The sequence below is a fragment of the Yoonia maricola genome (assembly GCF_002797915.1).
Taxonomy (GTDB): Bacteria; Pseudomonadota; Alphaproteobacteria; order Rhodobacterales; family Rhodobacteraceae; genus Yoonia; species Yoonia maricola.
On record NZ_PGTY01000001.1, the window covers coordinates 897,833 to 917,995 of the forward strand.

General features: G+C 57.9%; 20 protein-coding genes. 11 read left to right on the forward strand and 9 right to left on the reverse strand.

Annotated elements, in window-relative coordinates; translation table 11 throughout:
* The first annotated feature begins 18 nt into the window (after nucleotides 1-18).
* The 4 genes from BC777_RS04515 (at nucleotide 19) to BC777_RS04530 (ending at nucleotide 4,717) form a co-directional block, all read left to right on the forward strand.
* Nucleotides 19-339, forward strand: a complete 321-nt coding sequence (locus BC777_RS04515) for a TraR/DksA family transcriptional regulator (RefSeq protein WP_211095324.1) — start codon at nucleotides 19-21, stop codon at nucleotides 337-339.
* Nucleotides 340-407: 68 nt separating this feature from the next.
* Nucleotides 408-1,289, forward strand: coding sequence for an MBL fold metallo-hydrolase (locus BC777_RS04520; protein WP_100366934.1), 882 nt, complete (start codon nucleotides 408-410; stop codon nucleotides 1,287-1,289).
* Nucleotides 1,290-1,304: 15 nt separating this feature from the next.
* Entirely contained in the window at nucleotides 1,305-2,978 is a 1,674-nt protein-coding gene (locus BC777_RS04525) for a bifunctional protein tyrosine phosphatase family protein/NAD(P)/FAD-dependent oxidoreductase (RefSeq protein WP_100366935.1), read from the forward strand.
* An 11-nt stretch (nucleotides 2,979-2,989) separates the two neighbouring features.
* Entirely contained in the window at nucleotides 2,990-4,717 is a 1,728-nt protein-coding gene (locus BC777_RS04530; RefSeq protein WP_100366936.1) for a SulP family inorganic anion transporter, read from the forward strand.
* A gap of 84 nt (nucleotides 4,718-4,801) precedes the next feature.
* On the opposite strand, the gene BC777_RS04535 is transcribed toward BC777_RS04530, so the two are convergent.
* Entirely contained in the window at nucleotides 4,802-5,164 is a 363-nt protein-coding gene (locus BC777_RS04535) for a phasin family protein (protein ID WP_168769074.1), read from the reverse strand.
* Nucleotides 5,165-5,269: 105 nt separating this feature from the next.
* On the opposite strand from BC777_RS04535, the gene BC777_RS04540 reads away from it, so the two are divergent.
* Both BC777_RS04540 and BC777_RS04545 read left to right on the forward strand, forming a co-directional pair.
* Complete coding sequence (locus tag BC777_RS04540) at nucleotides 5,270-7,843, forward strand: cation-translocating P-type ATPase (RefSeq protein ID WP_245834155.1); 2,574 nt, start codon at nucleotides 5,270-5,272, stop codon at nucleotides 7,841-7,843.
* Entirely contained in the window at nucleotides 7,833-8,546 is a 714-nt protein-coding gene (locus BC777_RS04545; protein ID WP_100366938.1) for a VIT1/CCC1 transporter family protein, read from the forward strand. The genes BC777_RS04540 and BC777_RS04545 overlap by 11 nt, the downstream gene beginning before the upstream one ends.
* Here BC777_RS04545 and BC777_RS04550 read toward each other — a convergent pair.
* A complete protein-coding gene (locus BC777_RS04550; RefSeq protein ID WP_100366939.1) occupies nucleotides 8,543-8,980 on the reverse strand; it encodes a host attachment protein in 438 nt (145 codons plus the stop codon). The two genes, BC777_RS04545 and BC777_RS04550, sit on opposite strands and share 4 nt — an antisense overlap.
* Nucleotides 8,981-9,100: 120 nt before the next feature.
* Between BC777_RS04550 and BC777_RS04555 the strand changes: the two genes are divergently transcribed.
* Nucleotides 9,101-10,672: a PAS domain-containing hybrid sensor histidine kinase/response regulator gene (locus BC777_RS04555; protein ID WP_245834157.1), complete on the forward strand. Its 1,572-nt coding sequence runs from the start codon at nucleotides 9,101-9,103 to the stop codon at nucleotides 10,670-10,672.
* Here the strand turns inward: BC777_RS04555 and BC777_RS04560 are convergent.
* Nucleotides 10,588-11,358, reverse strand: coding sequence for a response regulator (locus BC777_RS04560; RefSeq protein WP_100366941.1), 771 nt, complete (start codon nucleotides 11,356-11,358; stop codon nucleotides 10,588-10,590). The genes BC777_RS04555 and BC777_RS04560 overlap by 85 nt on opposite strands.
* 163 nt (nucleotides 11,359-11,521) lie before the next feature.
* On the opposite strand from BC777_RS04560, the gene BC777_RS04565 reads away from it, so the two are divergent.
* Entirely contained in the window at nucleotides 11,522-12,196 is a 675-nt protein-coding gene (locus BC777_RS04565) for a helix-turn-helix domain-containing protein (RefSeq protein ID WP_100366942.1), read from the forward strand.
* Nucleotides 12,197-12,347: 151 nt separating this feature from the next.
* On the opposite strand, the gene BC777_RS04570 is transcribed toward BC777_RS04565, so the two are convergent.
* Nucleotides 12,348-13,532 carry a DUF8173 domain-containing protein gene (locus BC777_RS04570; RefSeq protein ID WP_100366943.1) on the reverse strand — a complete coding sequence of 395 codons (1,185 nt, stop codon included), beginning with the start codon at nucleotides 13,530-13,532 and terminating at the stop codon, nucleotides 12,348-12,350.
* 149 nt (nucleotides 13,533-13,681) lie between these two features.
* Between BC777_RS04570 and BC777_RS04575 the strand changes: the two genes are divergently transcribed.
* Together BC777_RS04575 and BC777_RS04580 are read left to right on the forward strand one after the other, a co-directional pair.
* Nucleotides 13,682-14,167 carry an Hsp20/alpha crystallin family protein gene (locus tag BC777_RS04575; protein WP_133122511.1) on the forward strand — a complete coding sequence of 162 codons (486 nt, stop codon included), beginning with the start codon at nucleotides 13,682-13,684 and terminating at the stop codon, nucleotides 14,165-14,167.
* 55 nt (nucleotides 14,168-14,222) lie between these two features.
* Complete coding sequence (locus BC777_RS04580; protein ID WP_100366945.1) at nucleotides 14,223-15,062, forward strand: universal stress protein; 840 nt, start codon at nucleotides 14,223-14,225, stop codon at nucleotides 15,060-15,062.
* 175 nt (nucleotides 15,063-15,237) lie between these two features.
* Here the strand turns inward: BC777_RS04580 and BC777_RS04585 are convergent, their stop codons facing one another.
* The 3 genes from BC777_RS04585 to dksA all read right to left on the reverse strand — a co-directional run bounded on the left by BC777_RS04585 (nucleotide 15,238) and on the right by dksA (nucleotide 18,023).
* Entirely contained in the window at nucleotides 15,238-16,251 is a 1,014-nt protein-coding gene (locus BC777_RS04585) for an Acg family FMN-binding oxidoreductase (RefSeq protein ID WP_100368002.1), read from the reverse strand.
* Nucleotides 16,252-16,450: 199 nt separating this feature from the next.
* Nucleotides 16,451-17,599, reverse strand: coding sequence for an FAD-dependent monooxygenase (locus BC777_RS04590; protein ID WP_100366946.1), 1,149 nt, complete (start codon nucleotides 17,597-17,599; stop codon nucleotides 16,451-16,453).
* A gap of 1 nt (nucleotide 17,600) precedes the next feature.
* Complete coding sequence (gene dksA / locus BC777_RS04595; RefSeq protein ID WP_100366947.1) at nucleotides 17,601-18,023, reverse strand: RNA polymerase-binding protein DksA; 423 nt, start codon at nucleotides 18,021-18,023, stop codon at nucleotides 17,601-17,603.
* 180 nt (nucleotides 18,024-18,203) lie between these two features.
* Here dksA and BC777_RS04600 point away from each other — a divergent pair, with 180 nt between their 5' ends.
* Nucleotides 18,204-19,067, forward strand: coding sequence for an AAA family ATPase (locus tag BC777_RS04600; RefSeq protein WP_100366948.1), 864 nt, complete (start codon nucleotides 18,204-18,206; stop codon nucleotides 19,065-19,067).
* On the opposite strand, the gene BC777_RS04605 is transcribed toward BC777_RS04600, so the two are convergent.
* Together BC777_RS04605 and BC777_RS04610 are read right to left on the reverse strand one after the other, a co-directional pair.
* A complete protein-coding gene (locus BC777_RS04605; RefSeq protein ID WP_100366949.1) occupies nucleotides 19,045-19,722 on the reverse strand; it encodes an alpha/beta fold hydrolase in 678 nt (225 codons plus the stop codon). The genes BC777_RS04600 and BC777_RS04605 overlap by 23 nt on opposite strands.
* A 60-nt stretch (nucleotides 19,723-19,782) precedes the next feature.
* Complete coding sequence (locus BC777_RS04610; RefSeq protein WP_133122512.1) at nucleotides 19,783-20,154, reverse strand: hypothetical protein; 372 nt, start codon at nucleotides 20,152-20,154, stop codon at nucleotides 19,783-19,785.
* Nucleotides 20,155-20,163 lie beyond the last annotated feature (9 nt).

Below are 20,163 nucleotides of genomic sequence, written 5' to 3' on the forward strand. Positions count from 1 at the left end.
ATGACAGGAGGCAACCCCGTGGACATCACGCAACGCAAAAAGCACATCACCGACCGCATCAAGGAATTGACGGCACATCTGCAAAAGATCTCGGATGATCTGGATCAACCCCTGCCCGCGCACCTAGAGGATCAGGCAATTGATCTGGAAGACGACGAGGTACTCGAAGGAATTGGCCGCGCCAACCAGCACGAGCTGCGATTGCTGCAAGACGCGCTGGGGCGGATCGCGGACGGCAGCTATGGTATTTGCCAGAAATGCGGCGAAGCAATCTCGCCCGCGCGCCTGGATGCTGTCCCCCATGCCATGATTTGCCGGACCTGTGCTGCCGGGGATTGATCTGCATCAATGCGGGCTGTCAACTCTTGACATATTTTGATTATGAAATGTATTAAGAGAGGTATCCCATGACTTATCCCATCCATATGACCGTCACGCCCCATGTCTCTGCTTTCTTTGATGAGGCAACAAACACGATCAGCTATATCGTGTCGGAACCTGATGGCGATCACTGCGCCATCATCGACAGTGTGTTAGACATCGACTATGCCGCAGGCCGCATCACATACGATAGTGCCGATGCGCTGATTGCAGAGGTGGCGCGCCGCGATCTGAAGCTGGACTGGATCATCGAGACCCATGTCCACGCCGATCACCTGAGTGCCGCGCCATATATTCAGGAAAAGCTGGGCGGCAAAATCGGTGTCGGCGACAAGATCACCGTGGTGCAGGACACATTCGGCAAGGTCTTTAACGCTGGCACTGAATTTCAGCGGGACGGGTCCCAGTTTGACGCCTTGTTCAAGGATGGCGACACTTACGTGATCGGCGGCATGCAGGGCTTTGCCATTGCCACACCGGGGCATACGCCAGCCTGCATGGTGCATGTGATTGGGGATGCGTGTTTCGTTGGTGATACGCTCTTTATGCCTGATGGCGGATCAGCCCGCGCTGATTTCCCCGGCGGTGACGCGGGTGTGCTTTATGACAGCATCCAAAAGGTGCTTGCCCTGCCTGATGAGATGCGCCTGTTCATGTGCCACGATTACGGCCCGAATGGGCGTGACATTAAGTGGGAAACCACCGTGGCCGAGGAAAAGGCGCACAACATCCACGTGGGCGGTGGCAAGACCCGCGAGGATTTCATCAAGTTCCGCACCGAACGGGACGCGACATTGGATATGCCCAAGCTCATCATCCCGTCCTTGCAAGTAAACATGCGCGCGGGCGAAGTGCCTCAGGATGAAGATGGGAATGAAATGCTCAAAGTGCCGCTGAACCAGCTGTAAATCTGGAGGATACTGATGGATATCAAGAAACTGACGTCAGAGGTTTCGGTGACGCCGCAGGTTACCGTGGCTGACTTGCCCACGATCAAAGAACAGGGCTTTCGGTCAATCATCTGCAACCGTCCCGACGGCGAAGGGGCCGACCAGCCCACACATGTCGAGATCAGGAAAGCATCGGCCAAGCTGGGCCTTGATGTGGCCTATCAGCCGATTGTTGCGGGCAAGGTCAGCGATCAGGACGCCGATGATTTCGCTAACCTGATGCGGGAACTGCCCGGCCCAGTGCTGGCGTACTGCCGGACAGGTACGCGGTCGGCGACGCTGTGGTCGCTGACGCAGGCCGAAACGCGGGCCACGGCGGATATCCTGAGTGCAACCAAGGCGGCAGGTTATGACATGGCAGGCGTGGTCCGACGCATTGTGAATGGCGGAAAGACACCAACGGATACGGGTGACGCGAAATACGAAGTGGTCGTTGTCGGTGGCGGTGCGGCTGGTATTGCTTTGGCGGCCAGCCTCAAATCTCGCAAACCGGGGCTTGAGATCGCGATTATCGACCCTGCCGACATACATTATTACCAGCCTGGCTGGACCATGGTCGGTGGTGGTATTTTTGACGCCGAGGACACGGTGCGCACCATGGGCAGCCTGATCCCAAAGGGGGTGCATTGGCTGAAATCTGCGGTGGCCGCATTCGAACCAAAGGATAACGCCGTCATCCTTGATGGCTGCCGGGTGGTGAAATATGACCGGTTGATCGTTTGTCCGGGGCTGAAACTGGATTGGAACAAGGTCGAAGGTCTGGTGGATACACTGGGCAAGAACGGTGTGACCTCAAATTACCGTTATGATCTGGCGCCCTATACCTGGGAACTGGTCAGCGGCATGCGGGAAGGGCGCGCGATTTTTACCCAGCCACCGATGCCGATCAAATGCGCCGGCGCCCCGCAAAAGGCGCTTTATTTGTCGGGTGACGCATGGTTCCGCAACGGGGCGCTCAAAAACATCGATATCCAGTTCAACAATGCCGGTGGCGTGTTGTTCGGTGTGAAAGATTATGTGCCCGCGTTGGAGCAATACATCACGAAATACGGGGCCGATCTGAATTTCTTTCACAATCTTGTTGCGGTTGATGGGCCAGCCAAAAAGGCGTGGTTCGACGTGGCCAAACCGGACACGCCGGTCGAGCGGGTCGAGATGGCGTTCGACATGATGCACGTTTGCCCGCCGCAAACGGCCCCTGATTTCATCCGTGTGTCACCTTTGGCGGATGCCGCCGGATGGGTCGATGTGGACCAAGCCACACTACGCCATAAAACCTATGACAACATCTGGTCGTTGGGTGATGTAATGAACGCGCCCAACGCCAAGACCGCGGCAGCCGCACGGATGCAGGCACCCATCGTGGCCGAAAACGTGGTGGCCGACATCCGGGGCAGCGCGCCAGTGGCACAATATAACGGTTATGGCTCCTGCCCGCTGACCGTGGAACGGGGCAAGATCGTGCTGGCTGAATTTGGTTATGGCGGGACGCTCTTGCCCAGCTTCCCGAAGTTTCTGATCGACGGCAGCAAACCATCGCGGATGGCATGGCTGCTCAAGGAAAAGATTCTGCCACCGGTCTATTGGCGCGCGATGCTCAAAGGTCGCGAATGGATGGCGAAACCTGAGAAGGTCAGCGCGAGCTAAGGTTACCCGACATGATGAACAGATTATTTCGGTACGTGCCGATCCTGACATGGGCGCGCGATTATGATCGCGCGGCTTTTGGCAATGACCTGATCGCGGCGGTGATTGTGACGATCATGTTGATCCCGCAATCGCTGGCCTATGCTTTGCTGGCTGGATTACCGCCAGAGGCGGGGCTTTATGCCTCGATTGTGCCGATCCTGCTTTATACCGTCTTTGGGACCAGCCGCGCCTTGGCGGTGGGGCCGGTGGCGGTGGTATCGTTGATGACAGCCGCCGCCTTGGGCAACATCGTCGAACAGGGCACTGCAGGTTATGCCGTTGCCGCCCTATCGCTGGCGGGCCTGTCAGGGGTGATGCTGTTGGGGCTGGGCTTGCTGCGCCTTGGCTTTTTGGCCAATTTTCTGTCCCATCCGGTGATTTCGGGGTTCATCACAGCTTCCGGATTAATCATCGCGGCCAGTCAGTTGCGGCATGTCTTCGGGATTGAGGCTGAGGGACATAACCTGGCTGAGATCACTCTGTCGCTGATCGCCCATCTGCATGATATCAACATGGCCACGGCGGTGATCGGGATCAGTGCGACGGTTTTTTTGTTCTGGGTGCGCAAAGGGCTCAAGCCGCTGTTGCGCAGGGTCGGGTTTGGTCCTGCCATGGCAGATATTGCGGCCAAGGCAGGGCCGGTGGTCGCAGTTGTCGCCACAACAATGGCCGTTTGGTATCTGGATCTGGCGGATGCAGGCGTGCAGATCGTAGGCAACGTCCCGCAAAGCCTGCCACCCTTCACATTGCCCTCTTTCTCTCCGGCCTTGCTGCAGCAACTGCTCTTGCCCGCCTTGCTGATCTCGATTATCGGGTTTGTGGAATCCATCTCGGTCGCGCAAACGCTGGCCGCGAAAAAACGGCAACGGGTGGACCCCAATCAGGAACTCATCGGGCTTGGGGCGGCCAATATCGGCGCGGCCTTCACAGGTGGTTTTCCGGTCACGGGTGGGTTTTCGCGCTCCGTCGTGAACTTTGATGCCGGTGCGCAAACACCTGCGGCTGGGGCTTTCACAGCTGTCGGGCTTGCCATCGCCGCCATGGCGCTGACCCCGTTGATCTACTTCCTGCCCAAGGCGACGTTGGCAGCCACGATTATTGTCGCCGTACTCAGCCTGGTGGATTTCAGTATCCTGCGGCGCAGCTGGGCCTATGCACGGGCCGATTTCTTGGCGGTGCTGGTGACCATCCTTGTCACACTATCTGTCGGGGTCGAAGCAGGTGTATCTGCCGGGGTCGCCCTTTCCATTCTGGTGCATCTCTATAGCTCATCCCGACCCCATATCGCCGAGGTCGGGTTGGTGCCGGGGACCGAGCATTTCCGCAACATTCACCGGCACAAGGTACAGACTGACCCGCGTATCCTGACGCTGCGGTTGGATGAAAGCCTTTATTTCGCCAACGCACGGTTTCTTGAGGATGTGATCCTGACCCGGTTGGCCTATGATGAGCTGATCGCACATGTCATCCTGCAATGCAGCGCGATCAACGAGATCGACTTTAGCGCCTTGGAAACGCTGGAAGCAATCAACGCCCGCCTGCGCGATATGGGCGTCACGCTGCACCTGTCCGAAGTCAAAGGCCCGGTGATGGACAGGCTACAGCAAGAGCATTTTCTGCAAGAGCTTTCGGGCAAGGTATATCTGACACAATACGAGGCCGCCTGTGCAGTGGGCTTGCAGCCGGATCGGGCTTGAGATGTCCCAATCGGGTGACGACCGCGCCGCGCGAAACAAGGCCGATATCACCCGCGCGCTCTTACCCGGTGTCATCCTCGCGAATTAGACCGGTGTGTTCTTTGTCGTGGTGCTTGCATCGGGCAGCATGTCCATCCCCATCTTGATTAACTTGCCCGTTTCTTCGGTGTATTGGGTATAGGCTTTCTCCAAAAAAGCCACCTGCGCCCTTTGCATGTCTGCGGCGGTCTTGCAGTGCAGCAACGCGTGTTGGGTTTTGACATCCTCGCGGATACGGTCAGCCACGAAACTGACCACTTCGCTGTTCATGTCCGCCATGACCTCGAACCAAGCCGTGCCCATCCAGCGCATTGACCCCAGACCGGCCTCTTCGATCTGTTGTATCATCGCTTGGCCCATCGCGACGGGGTCTAGCCTTGTGTCGGAGCTTTGTTTTGACTTTGCCATCATATGCCTCCTGATTTGTGTGATGGTGTTATCCTATCGCATCGCATCGGCAGCGGATTGATATCTATCAACACCCGCGCACCTAAATTGATGGATTGCAGGGTTATGACTGATGATCTGACCCTTGGCCTGACCAGTGATCAGGCAAACGCGCTGCATACCACCCATGGCTGGAACGAACTGCCACAGGGTGCGGGGCCGAAGCCCCTGCGCATCTTGCTGCGTCAATTTACCAATGTGCTGGTGATCATTCTGATCATTGCAGCTGTCATCGCCTTTGTCGCAGGTGAGCGGATTGACACGATTGCGATTGTCATCGTCATCCTGCTGAACGGTATCTTGGGTTTCGTACAGGAATGGCGGGCCGAGAACGCCCTGCAATCCCTAAGCAACATGATGTCCCCTCAAGCGACTGTGCTACGCGATGGCCGCCAAATGATCATTCCGGCGCGCGATCTTGCTCCCGGCGATCTGATCATTGTGGCCGCAGGTGACCGGGTGCCGGCCGATGCTGACGTGATCGAACAAACCTCGCTTTCTGCAGATGAAAGCGCGCTAACGGGTGAATCCGTGCCCGTGGTTAAGGATGGGAGTGGTGCGGCACTCTACACCGGAACAAATGTGGTCGAAGGGCGCGGTATGGGCCGGGTGACGGCCATCGGGACACAAACCCGTTTTGGTCAGATTGCCGTGCTGACCGGATCAGTTGTGCAGCGCCAGACCCATCTGCAACGGCAGTTGGGGCAGCTGGCCAAGCAGTTAGGTATCGCAGCCTTGCTGATCGCCGCAATGATCATGGGCTTGGGCGTCTGGACCGGGCGCCCTTTGACCGAGATGTTCATGACCGGCATCTCGCTGGCTGTCGCCATGGTGCCCGAAGGTCTGCCTGCCGTGGTCACCATCACCATTGCCTTGGGTGCTGCCGCACTGGTCCGGCAAAACGCCCTCACCCGCCGTTTGCAAGCGGTAGAGACCTTGGGCGCGGCCTCGGTCATCTGCACCGACAAGACCGGCACGTTGACGGAAAACAAGATGACCGCAACGGAAATCTGGACGCCGCAGGGCAGCTACAGTGTAACCGGGACCGGGTATGACCCCTCTGGCCATATCAAGAAGGACGGGGATAAGCGGCGCGCCTCAAATGATCCGGTACTGGCAGCGTTGCTAGAGGTCTGTGCCGGGTGCAACCATGCCAGCCTGCACCACGAATCTGGCGCATGGACGATGATCGGCAGCCCGACCGAAGGCGCGCTGATCACACTGGCGTACAAAGGTTGGACCGCCCTGCCCGACCCGGCGGGTATCATTGCCGAAAACCCTTTCAACAGCGACGCCAAGCGCATGAGCATTCTGCGCCACACACCCAGTGGCCCCAAAGTGCTGACCAAGGGCGCGCCAGAGCAGCTGCGCGATCTTTGCACAGCGATTACCGGACCCAACGGCCCTGAACCACTGACCGACGCATGCCGCGCGCAGATTGAAGCCGCCTATACGGACATGGCTGCGAACGGGCACCGCGTGATCGCATTGGCAGCGGCCCCCGCGCCCGACAACACCCTGCGTGAGGATGCTTTGGTTTTTCTTGGCCTCATAGGCATCATTGATCCGCCCCGGCCAGAGGTCGCGGCCGCCGTGGCCCAAGCCCATGCGGCCGGGACCCGCATCATCATGATCACTGGCGACAGCCCCGTGACAGCCAAGGCTATTGCAGAGGCCATTGGGCTGAACCCGCAATCGGTGATGACCCATGACGCGCTTGCCGTGATGTCGGACACGGAACTGACCCAAAGGCTTGACAGCGACACGCTGATCGCGCGGGCGGAACCTGCGGATAAGATGCGCATCGTGGCTCTGCTGCAAGCGACAGGACAGATCGTGGCGATGACAGGCGACGGGGTGAACGACGCGCCCGCGCTGGAACAGGCTGACATCGGCATCGCGATGGGGATCAGAGGCACGGATGTGGCCAAGGAGGCCTCTGATTTGGTGCTTTTGGACGACAATTTTGCCACCATCATCGCTGCCATTCGCGAAGGGCGGCGGCAGTTCGACAACCTGCGCAAATTTGTGCGCTACCTGCTGTCATCGAACGCAGGCGAGGTGATCGCGCTGGTCTGCAATATCATCATCGGTGGACCACTGATCTTTCTGGCCACCCAAATTTTATGGATGAACCTGATCACCGACGGGCTAACGGCGGTGGCACTCGGGTTGGAGAAACCCGAAGCCGGGCAGATGCAAGAACCGCCCCGCCCTATGAACGCGCCTATCTTGGGGTGGTCGGGCGTCGCCTTGATTGTCATTTTCGGGCTTTACACAGGGACGTCGAGCCTGTGGATCTTCTGGAGTCTGCTGCACATTGATGAAACCCTCGCACGAACAGCGGCTTTCACTGCCATGGTTGTGTTCGAAAAATTCAGCGTCTTCGCCTTCCGGTCCCTGCGGGAGCCATGCAGCCGCATCGGTTGGGCCAGCAATCCGTTTCTGCTGCTGGCACTGGCGGTGACCTTGGGTGCGCAGGTCGTGGCAGTCTATTGGACGCCGCTGCAAACCTTACTGCACACGACTGGGCTGGGATGGGCCGAATGGCAGATGATCGGGCTTTTTACTCTGCCCCTAATCATCGTACCCGAGCTTTTCAAAATGATCATGTTGAGGGGAAGAACCAATGGCGCTTGAACACGGACACGGGCCAGCAGAGATCGCTGCAAGGCTGGACGCCCAAACCGACAGCGGGCGACTGCGCGACGCAATTTTTGGCGGGATTGACGGGACGGTGACGACCTTTGCGATTGTTGCCGGCGTTCAGGGTGCAGGGTTATCCGTAGGGGTGGTTGTCGCACTGGGTCTGGCCAATGTGTTGGCGGATGGTTTCTCGATGGCGGCAGGAAACTATGCGGGGACCAAAGCTGTGGCCGATGATCGGCGCAGGCTTTGGACGGTCGAAGAGCACCACATCAACGAAAACCCCGACGGCGAACGCGCAGAGCTGGAACAAATCCTGGCGCGCAAAGGCCTGCGGGGCCGCGTGCTGCAAGAGGCCACGGCTATGATCGCAGAAAACAAGACACAATGGATCACTATGATGATGTCCGAAGAATACGGGCTGCCCCCGGTCGAGGCACGACCGATCCGGGCAGCGGTCGTGATCTTTGCGGCCTTCGTGGTGGCAGGGATGCTGCCGCTCTTGCCTTATCTGATAGGTCTGACACCCGCGTTTTCATGGTCTATCGGGATCGCCGGGCTGACATTCTTTGCCATCGGCGCGATCAAGTCACGCTGGTCACTGGCCCTGTGGTGGCGGTCGGGGCTGGAAACACTGTTGATTGGCGGTGTGGCGGCGGGTTTGGCGTTTGTCGTGGGGCGAATGTTTCATCCCTAAACCACCATCATGTCCTCAAGATGCGCAGGCAGGTCGTCCAGCGGCAGGTGTGTCAAGTCCTTGGGCATATCACCAAGCAAGGCATCGCGCAGCGGGGCCGAAAGGGTCTGGCGCAGCACGCCCAGCATTGCTGGCGGGGCGATCAGCACGAGGCGCTGAAAGGCAGAGTCCTGAAAGAAGCGGTCCAGATAAGCCACAATATCCGTCGCAAAGCCTGCAACCGCTTGGCCCTTCAGGTCAGGGTTGGAAATCCCGCCTCGGTTCGGACCGTTGGGTGCATTGGTCATGCCGGGCGCGTCTGACAGTTCTGTCACCTCTGGTGGCACGAGACCCTCAACGTGGTGGCCATAGACCCCCTTACCAGGCCCATCATTGACGGCAACGCGCACCGTTTGGGCGTCGGCCAATACAATCCATGTCTTGATCGGTTTCATGCGCGTGCTCCTCTGACGTTGCCGCTAGAATAGCTTTGCAGCAGCACGGGCAGTTGATTTTTCTCAATATTCCGCGTCACCTTTCATAGGAATACAATAGTATAAAACGAAGGCCGCATGATGACTGATCAGACCTTTGACGCCCTAATGCTGATGGCCCTTCTGGATGCCATCCCTGACGCTGTGCTGATGAGCGATGCAGACGGCATCATCACCCGTGCTAACCCGTCCGCAGGCACCCTGTTTGGCTATGACCCGGCAAAGCTGATCGGGCAAAGCGTAAATATGCTGATGCCGCAATCCCTGTCGGACCGGCATGACGGGTTCATGCACAGCTATCTGGAGACCGGACAGGCGCGGATCATTGGACGGGGCCGCGCGGTCGAAGGCTTGCGCAGCAATGGCCAGACGTTTCCACTGCATCTCTCTATCGGGCGGGCGGATCACGACGGGAACACGCATTTTGTGGCCATCCTCCACGACATCAGCGCGCGGCAAGCGGCGGAAGAGGCGCTTGCCCGGTCGGCGCGGCTGGACGCCATCGGGCAGATGACCGGTGGGATCAGCCATGATTTCAGCAATATCCTGACCGTGGTGATCGGCAATCTGGAACTGTTGCAGGCCCGGATCACAGATGACGAAACGCAGGCAATGCTTGCTGACGGATTGGAAGCAGCAGAACTTGGCGCGCAATTGACTGCGGGACTGACCGCCTTTGCACGCAAGGCCGCGACGCAGAGAACCTCAATCAATGTCAATGCCGCCTGTAAGGCTGCCCTTGGCATGATCAAACGCACCTTTGATCCGCATTACAAGATTTCGGCTGAACTAGGTGCCGATCTGCCCGAGGTTCTGGCAGATGCCACGCAACTGCAATCAGCCTTGCTCAACATCGCTCTGAATGGGCGGGACGCCATGCCCGAAGGCGGCCAGTTGATTATAAGGTCCGAGGCGATCAGCATTGATGACACCTATATCGCGCAGGAACTGGACGTGGCCGAAGGCGATTACGTCCGCATTTCGGTTACCGATACCGGGCGCGGTATGGGGCCAGATACGCAACAGCGGGTGTTTGAGCCGTTCTATACCACCAAACCGGTGGGCCATGGCACCGGGCTGGGGCTGGCGATGGTCTATGGCTTTGTGCGGCAATCAGGCGGGCATGTCACGATCTATAGCGAGATTGGGCATGGCACCACGATCGCCCTGTATTTTCCCGTGCTGGGCGAAGGGTCTGCCCAGCACCCGGCTGTACCACCGAAACCGTTGGAGCAGCGGGCGAGCGCGAACCAGACCGTTCTGGTGGTCGAAGACAATCCGCAGGTGCGAAAGCTGACAACGGTGCGGCTGCGCAATCTGGGTTACAGGGTGCAAGAGGCGGCATCGGGCGACCACGCGGCCGAAGTGTTGCAGCAAGACAACGATATCGACGTGGTATTCACCGATTTGGTGATGCCGGGGGAATTGGACGGGCTGGCGTTGGCGCGGCACGTCGTGGCGAGCTATCCCAACCTGCGCATTTTGCTAACGTCAGGCTATGCCGAAGACATTCTGAACCGTCAAAGCGCAAACGAACCCGGTGTAAAGATTTTGCGCAAACCCTATCGTCAGTCTGATCTGGCTGCGGCCCTTTCGGCCCTGTTTGACGGCGGTTCGTCTTTGCATTCTCTCACGTCACAGGTGAAGGAATAGCCTACACCCCGAATGGTCGAGATCAGTCGCGGCGATGTTGCATTGCGTTCAATCTTCTTGCGCAGGCGGGCGATCTGGTTGTCTATAGTGCGATCCATCGGGGTATAGGAATAGCCGCCGATCAGGTCCATCAACTGTTCACGCGACAACACCCGCTTGGGACGCTCGAGAAAGACATTGAGCAATTTGAATTCGCCGCTGGTCATGTCGACCCGCACGCAATTGCGATCATACAGCAACATCTCGGCGGGAATAGCCTTCATGCCGTCAAATTCCACGCATGGGCTTGCGGGTGCCAATCCGGCGGACTGGTGCGCGACGCCTGTACGGCGCAGGACGGACTTCACCCGCGCAAGCACCTCGCGCAGGTGAAAAGGTTTGGTAATATAATCGTCGGCGCCAATCTCCAGCCCCACAACGCGGTCGATCACGTCATCTTTGGCCGTAACCATGATGATCGGAACCGAGGATATCTTGCGCACAGCCGTCGCCACATCCAACCCGTCATCTTCACCAAGGTCCAGATCCAGGGTCACCAAATCAAAGCCATGCTTCGATAATGCGCCCAGCACTTCGGCTTTGTTTCCGGCCTCATGGACAGTACTGCCTTCGCCCTCAAAGGTGCGACGCAGAAGATTTCTGATCTTCGGATCATCATCAACAACAAGGATAACAGCAGATTTCATGACGTCCCCGGCCCATTAATCCAACGATATCTAGGGACCTACGTTGCCTCATTCTATCCGAATGAGGGCACCGATACAAATTGATACAATCCGATACGTTGTGGGTGTTACGCTGGATACATCCAACCCCCAGCTTTCTCTCATGCAAAAAGAGGAAGCTGCGATGTATGTGACTGCCACGCAATCTGCCGACGACATCCCAAGCACGACACCCTCACGACCCAACATCATCCGCAACCGGACCGTCACGATCAAACCGGGCAAACATCTGTTTCTTGAAGGTGACCCCGCCGACCGCATATATGAGGTGGCCAGCGGCGTGCTCCGCCTGACCCGGATCATGGAAGACGGGCGCCGTCAGGTCATCGCCTTCGGCTATCCCGGTGACACGGTCGGTTTTCCCAGCGATGGGATGTATCACACAGACTGCGACGCACTGGTGCCAACCACCCTTGTCGTACACCGCCGTAGCGATCTTGAAACGGCCTGCGGTGACGCCGCCTTACACCAGCGCCTGTTGATTGCCGCCTTGCGCGAAATCAGCGCGATGCAGGACCATTTCATGATGCTGGGCCGCAAATCCTCGATCGAGAAACTGGCCTCTTTCCTACAAGTGCTTGCCAACCGCGTGGGTGAACATTTGGGTGATTACAATCAAGTCACCTTGCCTATGACCCGCGCCGATATCGCCGATTTTCTGGGACTGACGACCGAAACGGTCAGCCGCACGTTCACGCAACTGCGCAAGTCCGGGATCATCGCGATTGATCACGTCAATACCGTGATCATCCTCAAGCCGATCGCGCTGCGCAGCATCGCGGAAGGCGACGACACATAGGTGTCACGTCCCCCTGACTGCCGAGGCTGTTGCAGATCCTTCTCAACGCCTCGGCTTTTTTGATCACGGTGACATGTTATCAAGAATGTCTTTCGTGCTTTGCGTCCGGTTGAGTGTGTTCGCAATATGCGCACGCATCCTTATCTATACATCACTCCTCAATCCGTTCGCGCATATCCACGTCCAGCGCCGGATCAGGATCTGTGATGAACACCGACAACAGCCCTGCGGTCATCGCACCCACACCCAGCAGCACCAGCGTGTAATTCACAACCCAGCCCACGAACGGGATGAAGTTGAGGATCGCAACGGCGCAAATCGCCAGCAGGATCGTCACCAGCTTCATCAGAAACGACGGGTCCTCATCGCCGTTAAAGGCCAGCACTATGCGCCGGGCCACGCCGTAGGCGGCCAAGAGATAGCCCAAAGTCCAGACCACAAGGATCGCCAGCAAGGCAAATGGAACGAAGGGGATGCCAATGATGGTGAGTGCTGTCACAGGCACCATGCCAAAGAGCGCCGATAGGCCAATGACCCCCAAAAGGAAAGTCTGCAAGGGCTGGCGCGTCACACGGCGGCGCATCTTTTCCACCCGGTTGGGCACCAGTGTCAGGAAGATCGCGGCAAGCAGCAACAGGAAGATCGTTGAGATCAGAAAGGCTGAAAAAAGCGACATCCATGTCGGCAGCATTGGCATATCGACGCCTTCCCAGCTGCGATTGAACGCGCGATAGGTCTCGCCTGTGTTCCATTCTTCGCGGGTGATCCGGGCCGCCGGGATTACCCGCTCTGGCACGCTGATCTCATCGTCGGCAGACAGGATCAGCGCACCGTCGATCCGGGCCTCTGGGCCAAAGGTCAACGTTTTCGCAACGATCCACGCATCCCCCGAAACAGGTGCGTTCAGATACACTTTGCCGCCAAAGGCCGTTAATGCACCGGTCACAGGACCTTCAATCGTCAGGTTGCGGCCAAAGAAGCGCAGATTGCCCGCCACTGCGGCGGCGGCACTGCTGCGCACGCTGAACCCTGCGGCGGTGACGTCCTCGCCTACCGTCCCGCTGATCGTGACAGTGCTACCTGCCGCATAAAGGTCACCCCCCGTCTGCGTGCTGACATCCACGTCATAGCCTGCGGCATGAATATCGCCACTGGCGCTGCCAGAGGTGGTGATGACACTGCCAGCGGCAAAGACATCGCCCGTGGCACTTAGCGTGTCTGCCACGGCCTCTCCGGCCATATAGGTATCGCCGCCATGTGTGCGGCTGACGTCTTGGGCCAGTCCGGGGCCCGCAAGGGCCAGACTAGCGACGGTCGCAATCAAGAGATGTCGCATGGATTTGTCCTTTGGTCAGTCAGTTTGCGCCGCCACTGATAGAGCGACGCGCAAATTCAGGATTGAGCAATGTCAAAACCGGCCTGCCCGTTGCGCGCTACACCTGCGTCAGACGCACCGATGCGTCGCTAAAAACGGAGACTTGGATCATGCAAACAAACCTCCCCCCTGCCCCGTCCAAACGGTCTGAACCGCAACCCTTCTTTGAGCAATTGCAACAAGAGATGGAGCAGCTTTTTGACCGGTTCCGCGGCTACCCGCCCATCGCAGGCGCGCTGCCGCGCCTTGGTGTGTTAGACAGCCTGCGCCCGGCCATCGACATGGCCGAAACCGATGATGCGGTGGAAGTCACCGCCGAAATCCCCGGCGCAAAGGCGGATGATCTGGATGTGTCGCTGAACGGTGACACGCTGGTGATCAAAGGCGAAAAGTCGGACGAGCGGAACGAAAACGACAAAAACTATCACTTGGTGGAACGCAGCTATGGCAGCTTTCGGCGGCAGATCCCGCTGGGCTTCACGCCCGCTCAGGATGCCGTTGAAGGGCATTTTGTTGATGGGATCTTGCGGGTGTCGATTGCCAAACCAGCCGAGGTGAAAACGGCCAATCGCAAGATTGAAATCAACACCAAATGAGTATCCCAGCGCCCGGCGAAATCGCCGGGCGCTGCTTGAATGAGGAGGACCCGCCATGACCCTGCGCACCATTCTTGTCTGCCTGACGAGCACCAGTTCAGCCGCTGATGTGCTGAAATCCGCAGCCAACCTTGCCCGCCGCGACAACGCCCATGTGATCGGCTTTTATGTCACGGAATCGCTGGTGGTCTACCCCGGCATCGCCGTGCATATTCCTGAGGTCAGCTATCAAAGCTTCATCGCCAGCCAAAAGGCCCATGCGCAAGAGATGAAAGAGATTTTCGATGCGCAAATGCAAGTCGAAACCTTCCCGAGCGAGTGGCGACAAGTCAGCAGCGAAAGCGGCTTTCTGGCCGATAGCATCATCGCCAATGCGCGCAATGTTGATCTGGTGGTCATGGCACAGGAAGAGGACGGCGAAGACCGCCCGCTGATCAACAACCTTGCTGAACGGGTGATCAAGGAAAGCGGGCGGCCCGTGCTGGTGATCCCGCGCGATTACGTGGCCGAAACTCTGGGCGAAACCGTGCTTCTGGGCTGGAGCGACACACGCGAGGCGACGCGGGCCATGCATGACATGCTGGGCGTGGTCAGCACTGAGGCAAACCTGCGCGTGCTGCGCATCGGCAAGCCTCCCGGTGATACGCTCGCCGATTTTGGAGCCAACGATCTGGCCATCGCCATCGCGCGGCACGGACCCAAAGTCGAGATTGTACATCGGGACAAGGATGGGCAAAAGGTGCCAGGCATCCTGAGCCACGAAGCCTTTGAAATGGGGGCCGATATGCTAATCACCGGGGCTTTCGGGCACTCACGCGTCTATGATTTCGTGATCGGCGCGGCAACGCGGGATTTACTGCGGGACGCAAAGCTGCCGGTAATGTTTTCGAAATAGCCCGACATGGGCAATATGTTTATTTACAGTCTTGTTGCGGGGCGGCTATGCGGCGAAGCCCGTGTGAAAACTCGCGGATGATCTGAATATTGGTATGACTTCCGTGCCCGGTGCAGAGGTATTTCATGGGGCAGTTTATCGACGGCATGGACAGGCATTAGACAATGGCAATTCTTCACGCGACAATCACGTCCTCGACGGGGCGGCGTAGTGACATCGGCATAGGTTCACCGCGTCCGAAACGCACGACAAGGTCCGGTCGCCTTCCCTCGATGCCGAGCCATTTTGCGAATTCAGGACGAATAGACGCCGCTTCAATCGGCATATTCATATGCGCGTGGCAGAGACCAAGAGCCGTCGCCATCAGGGCAAACCTTTCAAAGCTGCGTCCAACGTTGATCCAGCCTTCAGGGGTTTCGTCATCCGCAACAAAGACAACCAACCCCGCAGAAGACGCCAAATGTCTGGCAAGTTTGGCGGTTTCGGCCTTCTTTCTGAATGCAAAGCCAAACACAATCGGGCCGAGCCAGTCCGGCGAACTTGGGTTGCCTGTGCTTGGAGCAGAAAGACCATCAGCTTTTTCTATCGACGTTTTGCTGCTGAACCTTATCCAGCTTTTCAATTCATCGACGAATGCAGGGTCATCCATCTGCGCAGCGTTGCCCACCTGAATGAATTCAAGCGCCTGATCCAGCTTCATACGCTGGGTAATGAGGTGAAAATGGACGCCTTCTCGGGTAGCCGCCTCCGCGAGTTGGTCTAGTTCTGCGTCGGACAACGTGGTGCCGTCATACTCTGACCTTGTCGACTGCCGCTTTGGAATGGCATCACTTAACATAGTGTCAGTCACCTCACCTTCTCCAAGTGCGATCCGGATAAAAGTGTCACCTGCCTCATCTCTATGTGTGGTGGTTTCAGTTGATCGTCCGCTCGCACGGGCGGCCACCACCAAATTCTCGGCTGCACAGCCAAGTGAGATATAGAGGTGATGATCGTCGGGATCGACCGCCGGGGTACTTCTTAAGAAATCCGGCAAGATATTTACGGTGTCTTCATTGATGAGAAATTTCCACGGCTGCGTGTTATGAGAATTCGCCGCCAAGGAGGCAAACCTGACAATATCGCGCAGGCCCGGTTCAGGCGGTAGGCTTTTACGGATTTCACGCGCTGCGAGGGTGTATCGATTCATCGCATCCTCCATCATTCCCAGGTTCACCGGCTGCGATGCAACACGACTTTGCAGACCGGCCTGTGGTTTCTTTCTCATCAATTGGCGTCTTGTGCATTGATTTTGCGCAAGTGCTGCCGGTCAGCATTCTACCCAGGCACCGAGAAGCGGACGTTCACGCGATGCGCAGAATAGCTCATTCTAGGTTCTTAGCCGACTTTCACCCGGCTACATCGTGATCATAAAGCCACCCAAGCCGATTCAAAAACGCCGCAGGTGCGGCCTTCCCCATGGCCTTTAGCCCTGCATGGGCCAACCGGCGTTGCAGCCCTCCAAGGTGATAGTTCCGTGCGTTCTTGTTGGCCGCTGCGATTGCTTTGACCACCCGCGCGCGGCGTTTGTCCTGATAGCTGCGCAGCCCCTTATCGAGTGACGCATTTTCATCGCAACAGCGCGCCAGAACATAGGCGTCCTCGATCGCCAGGTTCGCGCCCTGCGCCAGAAATGGCAGCGTTGGATGTGCGGCATCCCCCAGGATCGCGACCGATCCGGCATGCCATTTTTCAGCCACCGGATGCCGGAACAACCCCCAGAGGTTCGCCTTTTCAACCTCGCCCAAGATGCTTTTGACCTCCCACCCGCAATCGGCAAAGACCATGCGCAGGTTGCCGGGATCATCGTCGTGGTGCCAACCTTCGTCGGCCCATTGTCCACGTTCCTGAACAGCGACGATGTTCAAACGCCCCCCGCTCAGCGGATAGGTCACCAGATGCCGCCCCGGCGCCATCCAGATACGCGCAACCTGATCGGCTTGCTTGGTCTTGATCATCGCGCGCCATGCGACTTGACCGGTAAAGAAAGGTTCCGTTGGCCTGTTGATCAGCCCGCGCACGGCAGATCGCAACCCATCCGCACCAACCGTCAGCACTGGCCGGACAAGGCGGCCTTCCACCATAAAACTGCCATCGGGGTTGAGCCTATCAACGCGCGTGCCCAGCTTGACAGTCACGCCCGCGGCCTCGCAGCCCCGCGCCAGAATATCGATCAAGGCGGCCCGGTGGTAAAAACGATAAGGCGGGGTTTGCCCAGACAGATCAAAGCGCGTGATTTCACGGCTCGTTACAGCGTCCATCGGTACAACGGCCTGCGCTGTCACTCCAGTTGCTGCCAGCGCGCGGTCGATGCCAAGCGCATTGAGGGCACGCGCCCCATTTGGAGTAATCTGCAACCCTGCCCCCACTTCTGTCAGTGCAGGTGCTTGCTCATATACGGTCACGTTGGCGTCACGGCGCCCAAAGGCCAGTGCTGCTGTCAGCCCCCCAATGCCGCCGCCGATCACGGCGATGTCGCGGCCTTGGTTGTGGGTCATATCAGTCGTCCCGGTGAACCTTTTCGCGACGCTCATGGCGCTCTTGCGCCTCAAGGCTCATTGTAGCGATGGGGCGTGCGTCCAACCGTTTCAGCGAAATCGGCTCGCCTGTTTTTTCGCAATAACCGTATTCGCCTTCTTCAATCCTGCGCAGGGCGGCGTCGATCTTGGTGACAAGCTTGCGCTGGCGATCACGGGTGCGCAGTTCAAGGGAACGGTCGGTTTCTTCAGAGGCGCGATCGGCCACATCGGGGATATTGCGGGTCTGGTCTTTCATGCCAGCGACAGTGTCGCGGCTATCTTCAAGAAGTTCTGATTTCCAGTTCAGCAGTTTCCGGCGGAAATATTCGGTCTGCTTTTCATTCATGAATGGTTCGTCGTCTGCTGGGCGATAGTCATCTGCTAGAAACACTTCGGCCTTCATCGTAAATCCTTTCACTGTGGCAGCCGCACGCCTGCGTCCGCGCTGCCCTCACCCCAGTTTTGACGCGGGTTTACTCCCTTCGCTGCATGCTGTCACCCCCTCTTTTTGTACGGCTCGCAAGGTGTTGATGATCCCATATGACCTGCTAGGCTGCCCACGAAATCATAAGGGTACGAGACGATGGGATTTACGGGGCAACTCACTGGGCAATTCACCGGCACAGACACTTATGTTGCCACCGAAGACCTGACGATGGCGGTGAATGCCGCCGTGACGCTGGAACGCCCACTGCTGGTCAAAGGCGAGCCGGGCACAGGCAAGACAGAACTGGCACGGCAGGTCAGCGCAGCGCTTGGCTTACCTATGATTGAGTGGCACATAAAATCTACAACCAAGGCGCAACAAGGGCTTTACGAATACGATGCCGTCAGTCGCCTGCGCGACAGCCAATTGGGTGACGCCCGTGTGCATGACGTTGCCAACTATATCAAGCAAGGCAAGCTGTGGCAGGCCTTTGGCGCGGATGGCAAAGTCGTGTTGCTGATTGATGAGATCGACAAGGCCGATATCGAATTCCCCAACGACCTGCTGCAAGAGCTCGACCGGATGGAATTCCACGTCTACGAGACCGGCGAAACGGTGAAGGCTGTACACCGCCCCATTGTCATCATCACATCCAACAATGAAAAAGAACTGCCCGACGCCTTTCTGCGCCGCTGTTTCTTCCACTACATCCGCTTTCCCGACATCGACACGATGCGGCAGATTGTCGAGGTCCATCATCCGGGCATCAAAGACCAACTGCTGACAGCCGCCCTCACCCAGTTCTACGAACTCCGCGAAACGGCAGGTTTGAAGAAAAAGCCCTCGACTTCCGAGGTGCTCGACTGGCTCAAGCTACTGTTGGCCGAGGATCTGACCGCCGAAGACCTCAAACGCGACGGTGCGAATGCGCTCCCCAAGCTGCACGGGGCTTTGCTGAAAAACGAACAGGACGTGCACCTTTTTGAACGGCTTGCATTTATGGCGCGCGGTCAACGCTAAGGGTGTTCAGGAAGTCCGCAACCACTGCTGCGGCTTCGGTCGGCACGGTTTGCAGCAAGAAATGTGGGCCCTCCACCGTGACCACATTCGAAAAGGCAGTAGATGCCCGGCGCGGCACCAAACGGTCGCAAGACGCGCGAAGGTAAATTGAGGGGACCGTCGCATGAGTGATGTGGGACCTGACATCGACAGAAAGTACAGCCCGCAGGCGCGCAATGAGCGTTTCGGATTTGACCCGCGAGAGCGATTGTGAAAACTGCGCCAGGAATGCCGCATCGGACCACTGCCCTGTGATCCAAGGTTGCATCAACTTAATCATAAATCCTGACGTTATCGGCAAATACCGTGCAGCCCTCACGGCACCTTTGGGTATTCGTCGTGGGCGCATTGCGAATGTTGCGACATAAACGACAGCGTCTATTTTCGCCGACTGTTGCTGCACCAGTTGCGCTGCCACCGGTCCTGAGAACGATTGCGCGATGAGCGTCACCGGCCCTTTGGGTAGCTGCGCCAAAACCCAAGGCACCAGATCGGCGTAGGAGGTCAGGTGATCGGGGTAGTTGAGCGCAGTAACGCTATGGCCCCTCAAGGCGTCGCAGAACGGTTGCGCCAAATTGCCATCGCCATCGAGACCGGGGAGCACAATGATTTGCATATATTTCTTTCGAAACACCCTCAGCCATGCTCAACAGCAGCATGAGCGGCTTGATCCATCTTAGTTAGGAACAAGGTCAATCCCCTGATCGGCCCCGAATGCGCGACAATAATCCATCCAGTCGCCAAAGTCTGGCGCAAAAACGGCCATAGCGCCCCGTGCGCTCCATTCGTCGTATTTCGCGGTCATGGCCGCATCGACATAGGTGTTGGGGTCAGGCACCCCTTCCTCCTGTGCCTGTACAACCGCCGCGTTCATCCATTTGGCTTGCCCAAACTCCAACGCATGCACGGCATCTTCACGCTCTACATGGTCGCGTCCAAAGGCATAAAGCCCCGCGCATTCCGCCATGCTTTTGCTGAATGGCTGGGCTGTGACAGCGCTGGCAGCGCCCACAAAAAGGACAATCGCGGCAGGACATATACGTTTCATAGGCGTGAT

What these genes read in the sequence shown, in the direction of transcription:
- BC777_RS04520 (WP_100366934.1), top strand. Translation starts at nt 408, where the DNA reads ATGACTTATCCCATCCATATGACCGTCACGCCCCATGTCTCTGCTTTC.
- BC777_RS04525 (WP_100366935.1), top strand. Translation starts at nt 1,305, where the DNA reads ATGGATATCAAGAAACTGACGTCAGAGGTTTCGGTGACGCCGCAGGTT.
- BC777_RS04530 (WP_100366936.1), top strand. Translation starts at nt 2,990, where the DNA reads ATGATGAACAGATTATTTCGGTACGTGCCGATCCTGACATGGGCGCGC.
- BC777_RS04535 (WP_168769074.1), bottom strand. Translation starts at nt 5,164, where the DNA reads ATGGCAAAGTCAAAACAAAGCTCCGACACAAGGCTAGACCCCGTCGCG.
- BC777_RS04540 (WP_245834155.1), top strand. Translation starts at nt 5,270, where the DNA reads ATGACTGATGATCTGACCCTTGGCCTGACCAGTGATCAGGCAAACGCG.
- BC777_RS04545 (WP_100366938.1), top strand. Translation starts at nt 7,833, where the DNA reads ATGGCGCTTGAACACGGACACGGGCCAGCAGAGATCGCTGCAAGGCTG.
- BC777_RS04550 (WP_100366939.1), bottom strand. Translation starts at nt 8,980, where the DNA reads ATGAAACCGATCAAGACATGGATTGTATTGGCCGACGCCCAAACGGTG.
- BC777_RS04555 (WP_245834157.1), top strand. Translation starts at nt 9,101, where the DNA reads ATGACTGATCAGACCTTTGACGCCCTAATGCTGATGGCCCTTCTGGAT.
- BC777_RS04560 (WP_100366941.1), bottom strand. Translation starts at nt 11,358, where the DNA reads ATGAAATCTGCTGTTATCCTTGTTGTTGATGATGATCCGAAGATCAGA.
- BC777_RS04565 (WP_100366942.1), top strand. Translation starts at nt 11,522, where the DNA reads ATGTATGTGACTGCCACGCAATCTGCCGACGACATCCCAAGCACGACA.
- BC777_RS04570 (WP_100366943.1), bottom strand. Translation starts at nt 13,532, where the DNA reads ATGCGACATCTCTTGATTGCGACCGTCGCTAGTCTGGCCCTTGCGGGC.
- BC777_RS04575 (WP_133122511.1), top strand. Translation starts at nt 13,682, where the DNA reads ATGCAAACAAACCTCCCCCCTGCCCCGTCCAAACGGTCTGAACCGCAA.
- BC777_RS04580 (WP_100366945.1), top strand. Translation starts at nt 14,223, where the DNA reads ATGACCCTGCGCACCATTCTTGTCTGCCTGACGAGCACCAGTTCAGCC.
- BC777_RS04585 (WP_100368002.1), bottom strand. Translation starts at nt 16,251, where the DNA reads ATGAATCGATACACCCTCGCAGCGCGTGAAATCCGTAAAAGCCTACCG.
- BC777_RS04590 (WP_100366946.1), bottom strand. Translation starts at nt 17,599, where the DNA reads ATGACCCACAACCAAGGCCGCGACATCGCCGTGATCGGCGGCGGCATT.
- dksA (WP_100366947.1), bottom strand. Translation starts at nt 18,023, where the DNA reads ATGAAGGCCGAAGTGTTTCTAGCAGATGACTATCGCCCAGCAGACGAC.
- BC777_RS04600 (WP_100366948.1), top strand. Translation starts at nt 18,204, where the DNA reads ATGGGATTTACGGGGCAACTCACTGGGCAATTCACCGGCACAGACACT.
- BC777_RS04605 (WP_100366949.1), bottom strand. Translation starts at nt 19,722, where the DNA reads ATGCAAATCATTGTGCTCCCCGGTCTCGATGGCGATGGCAATTTGGCG.
- BC777_RS04610 (WP_133122512.1), bottom strand. Translation starts at nt 20,154, where the DNA reads ATGAAACGTATATGTCCTGCCGCGATTGTCCTTTTTGTGGGCGCTGCC.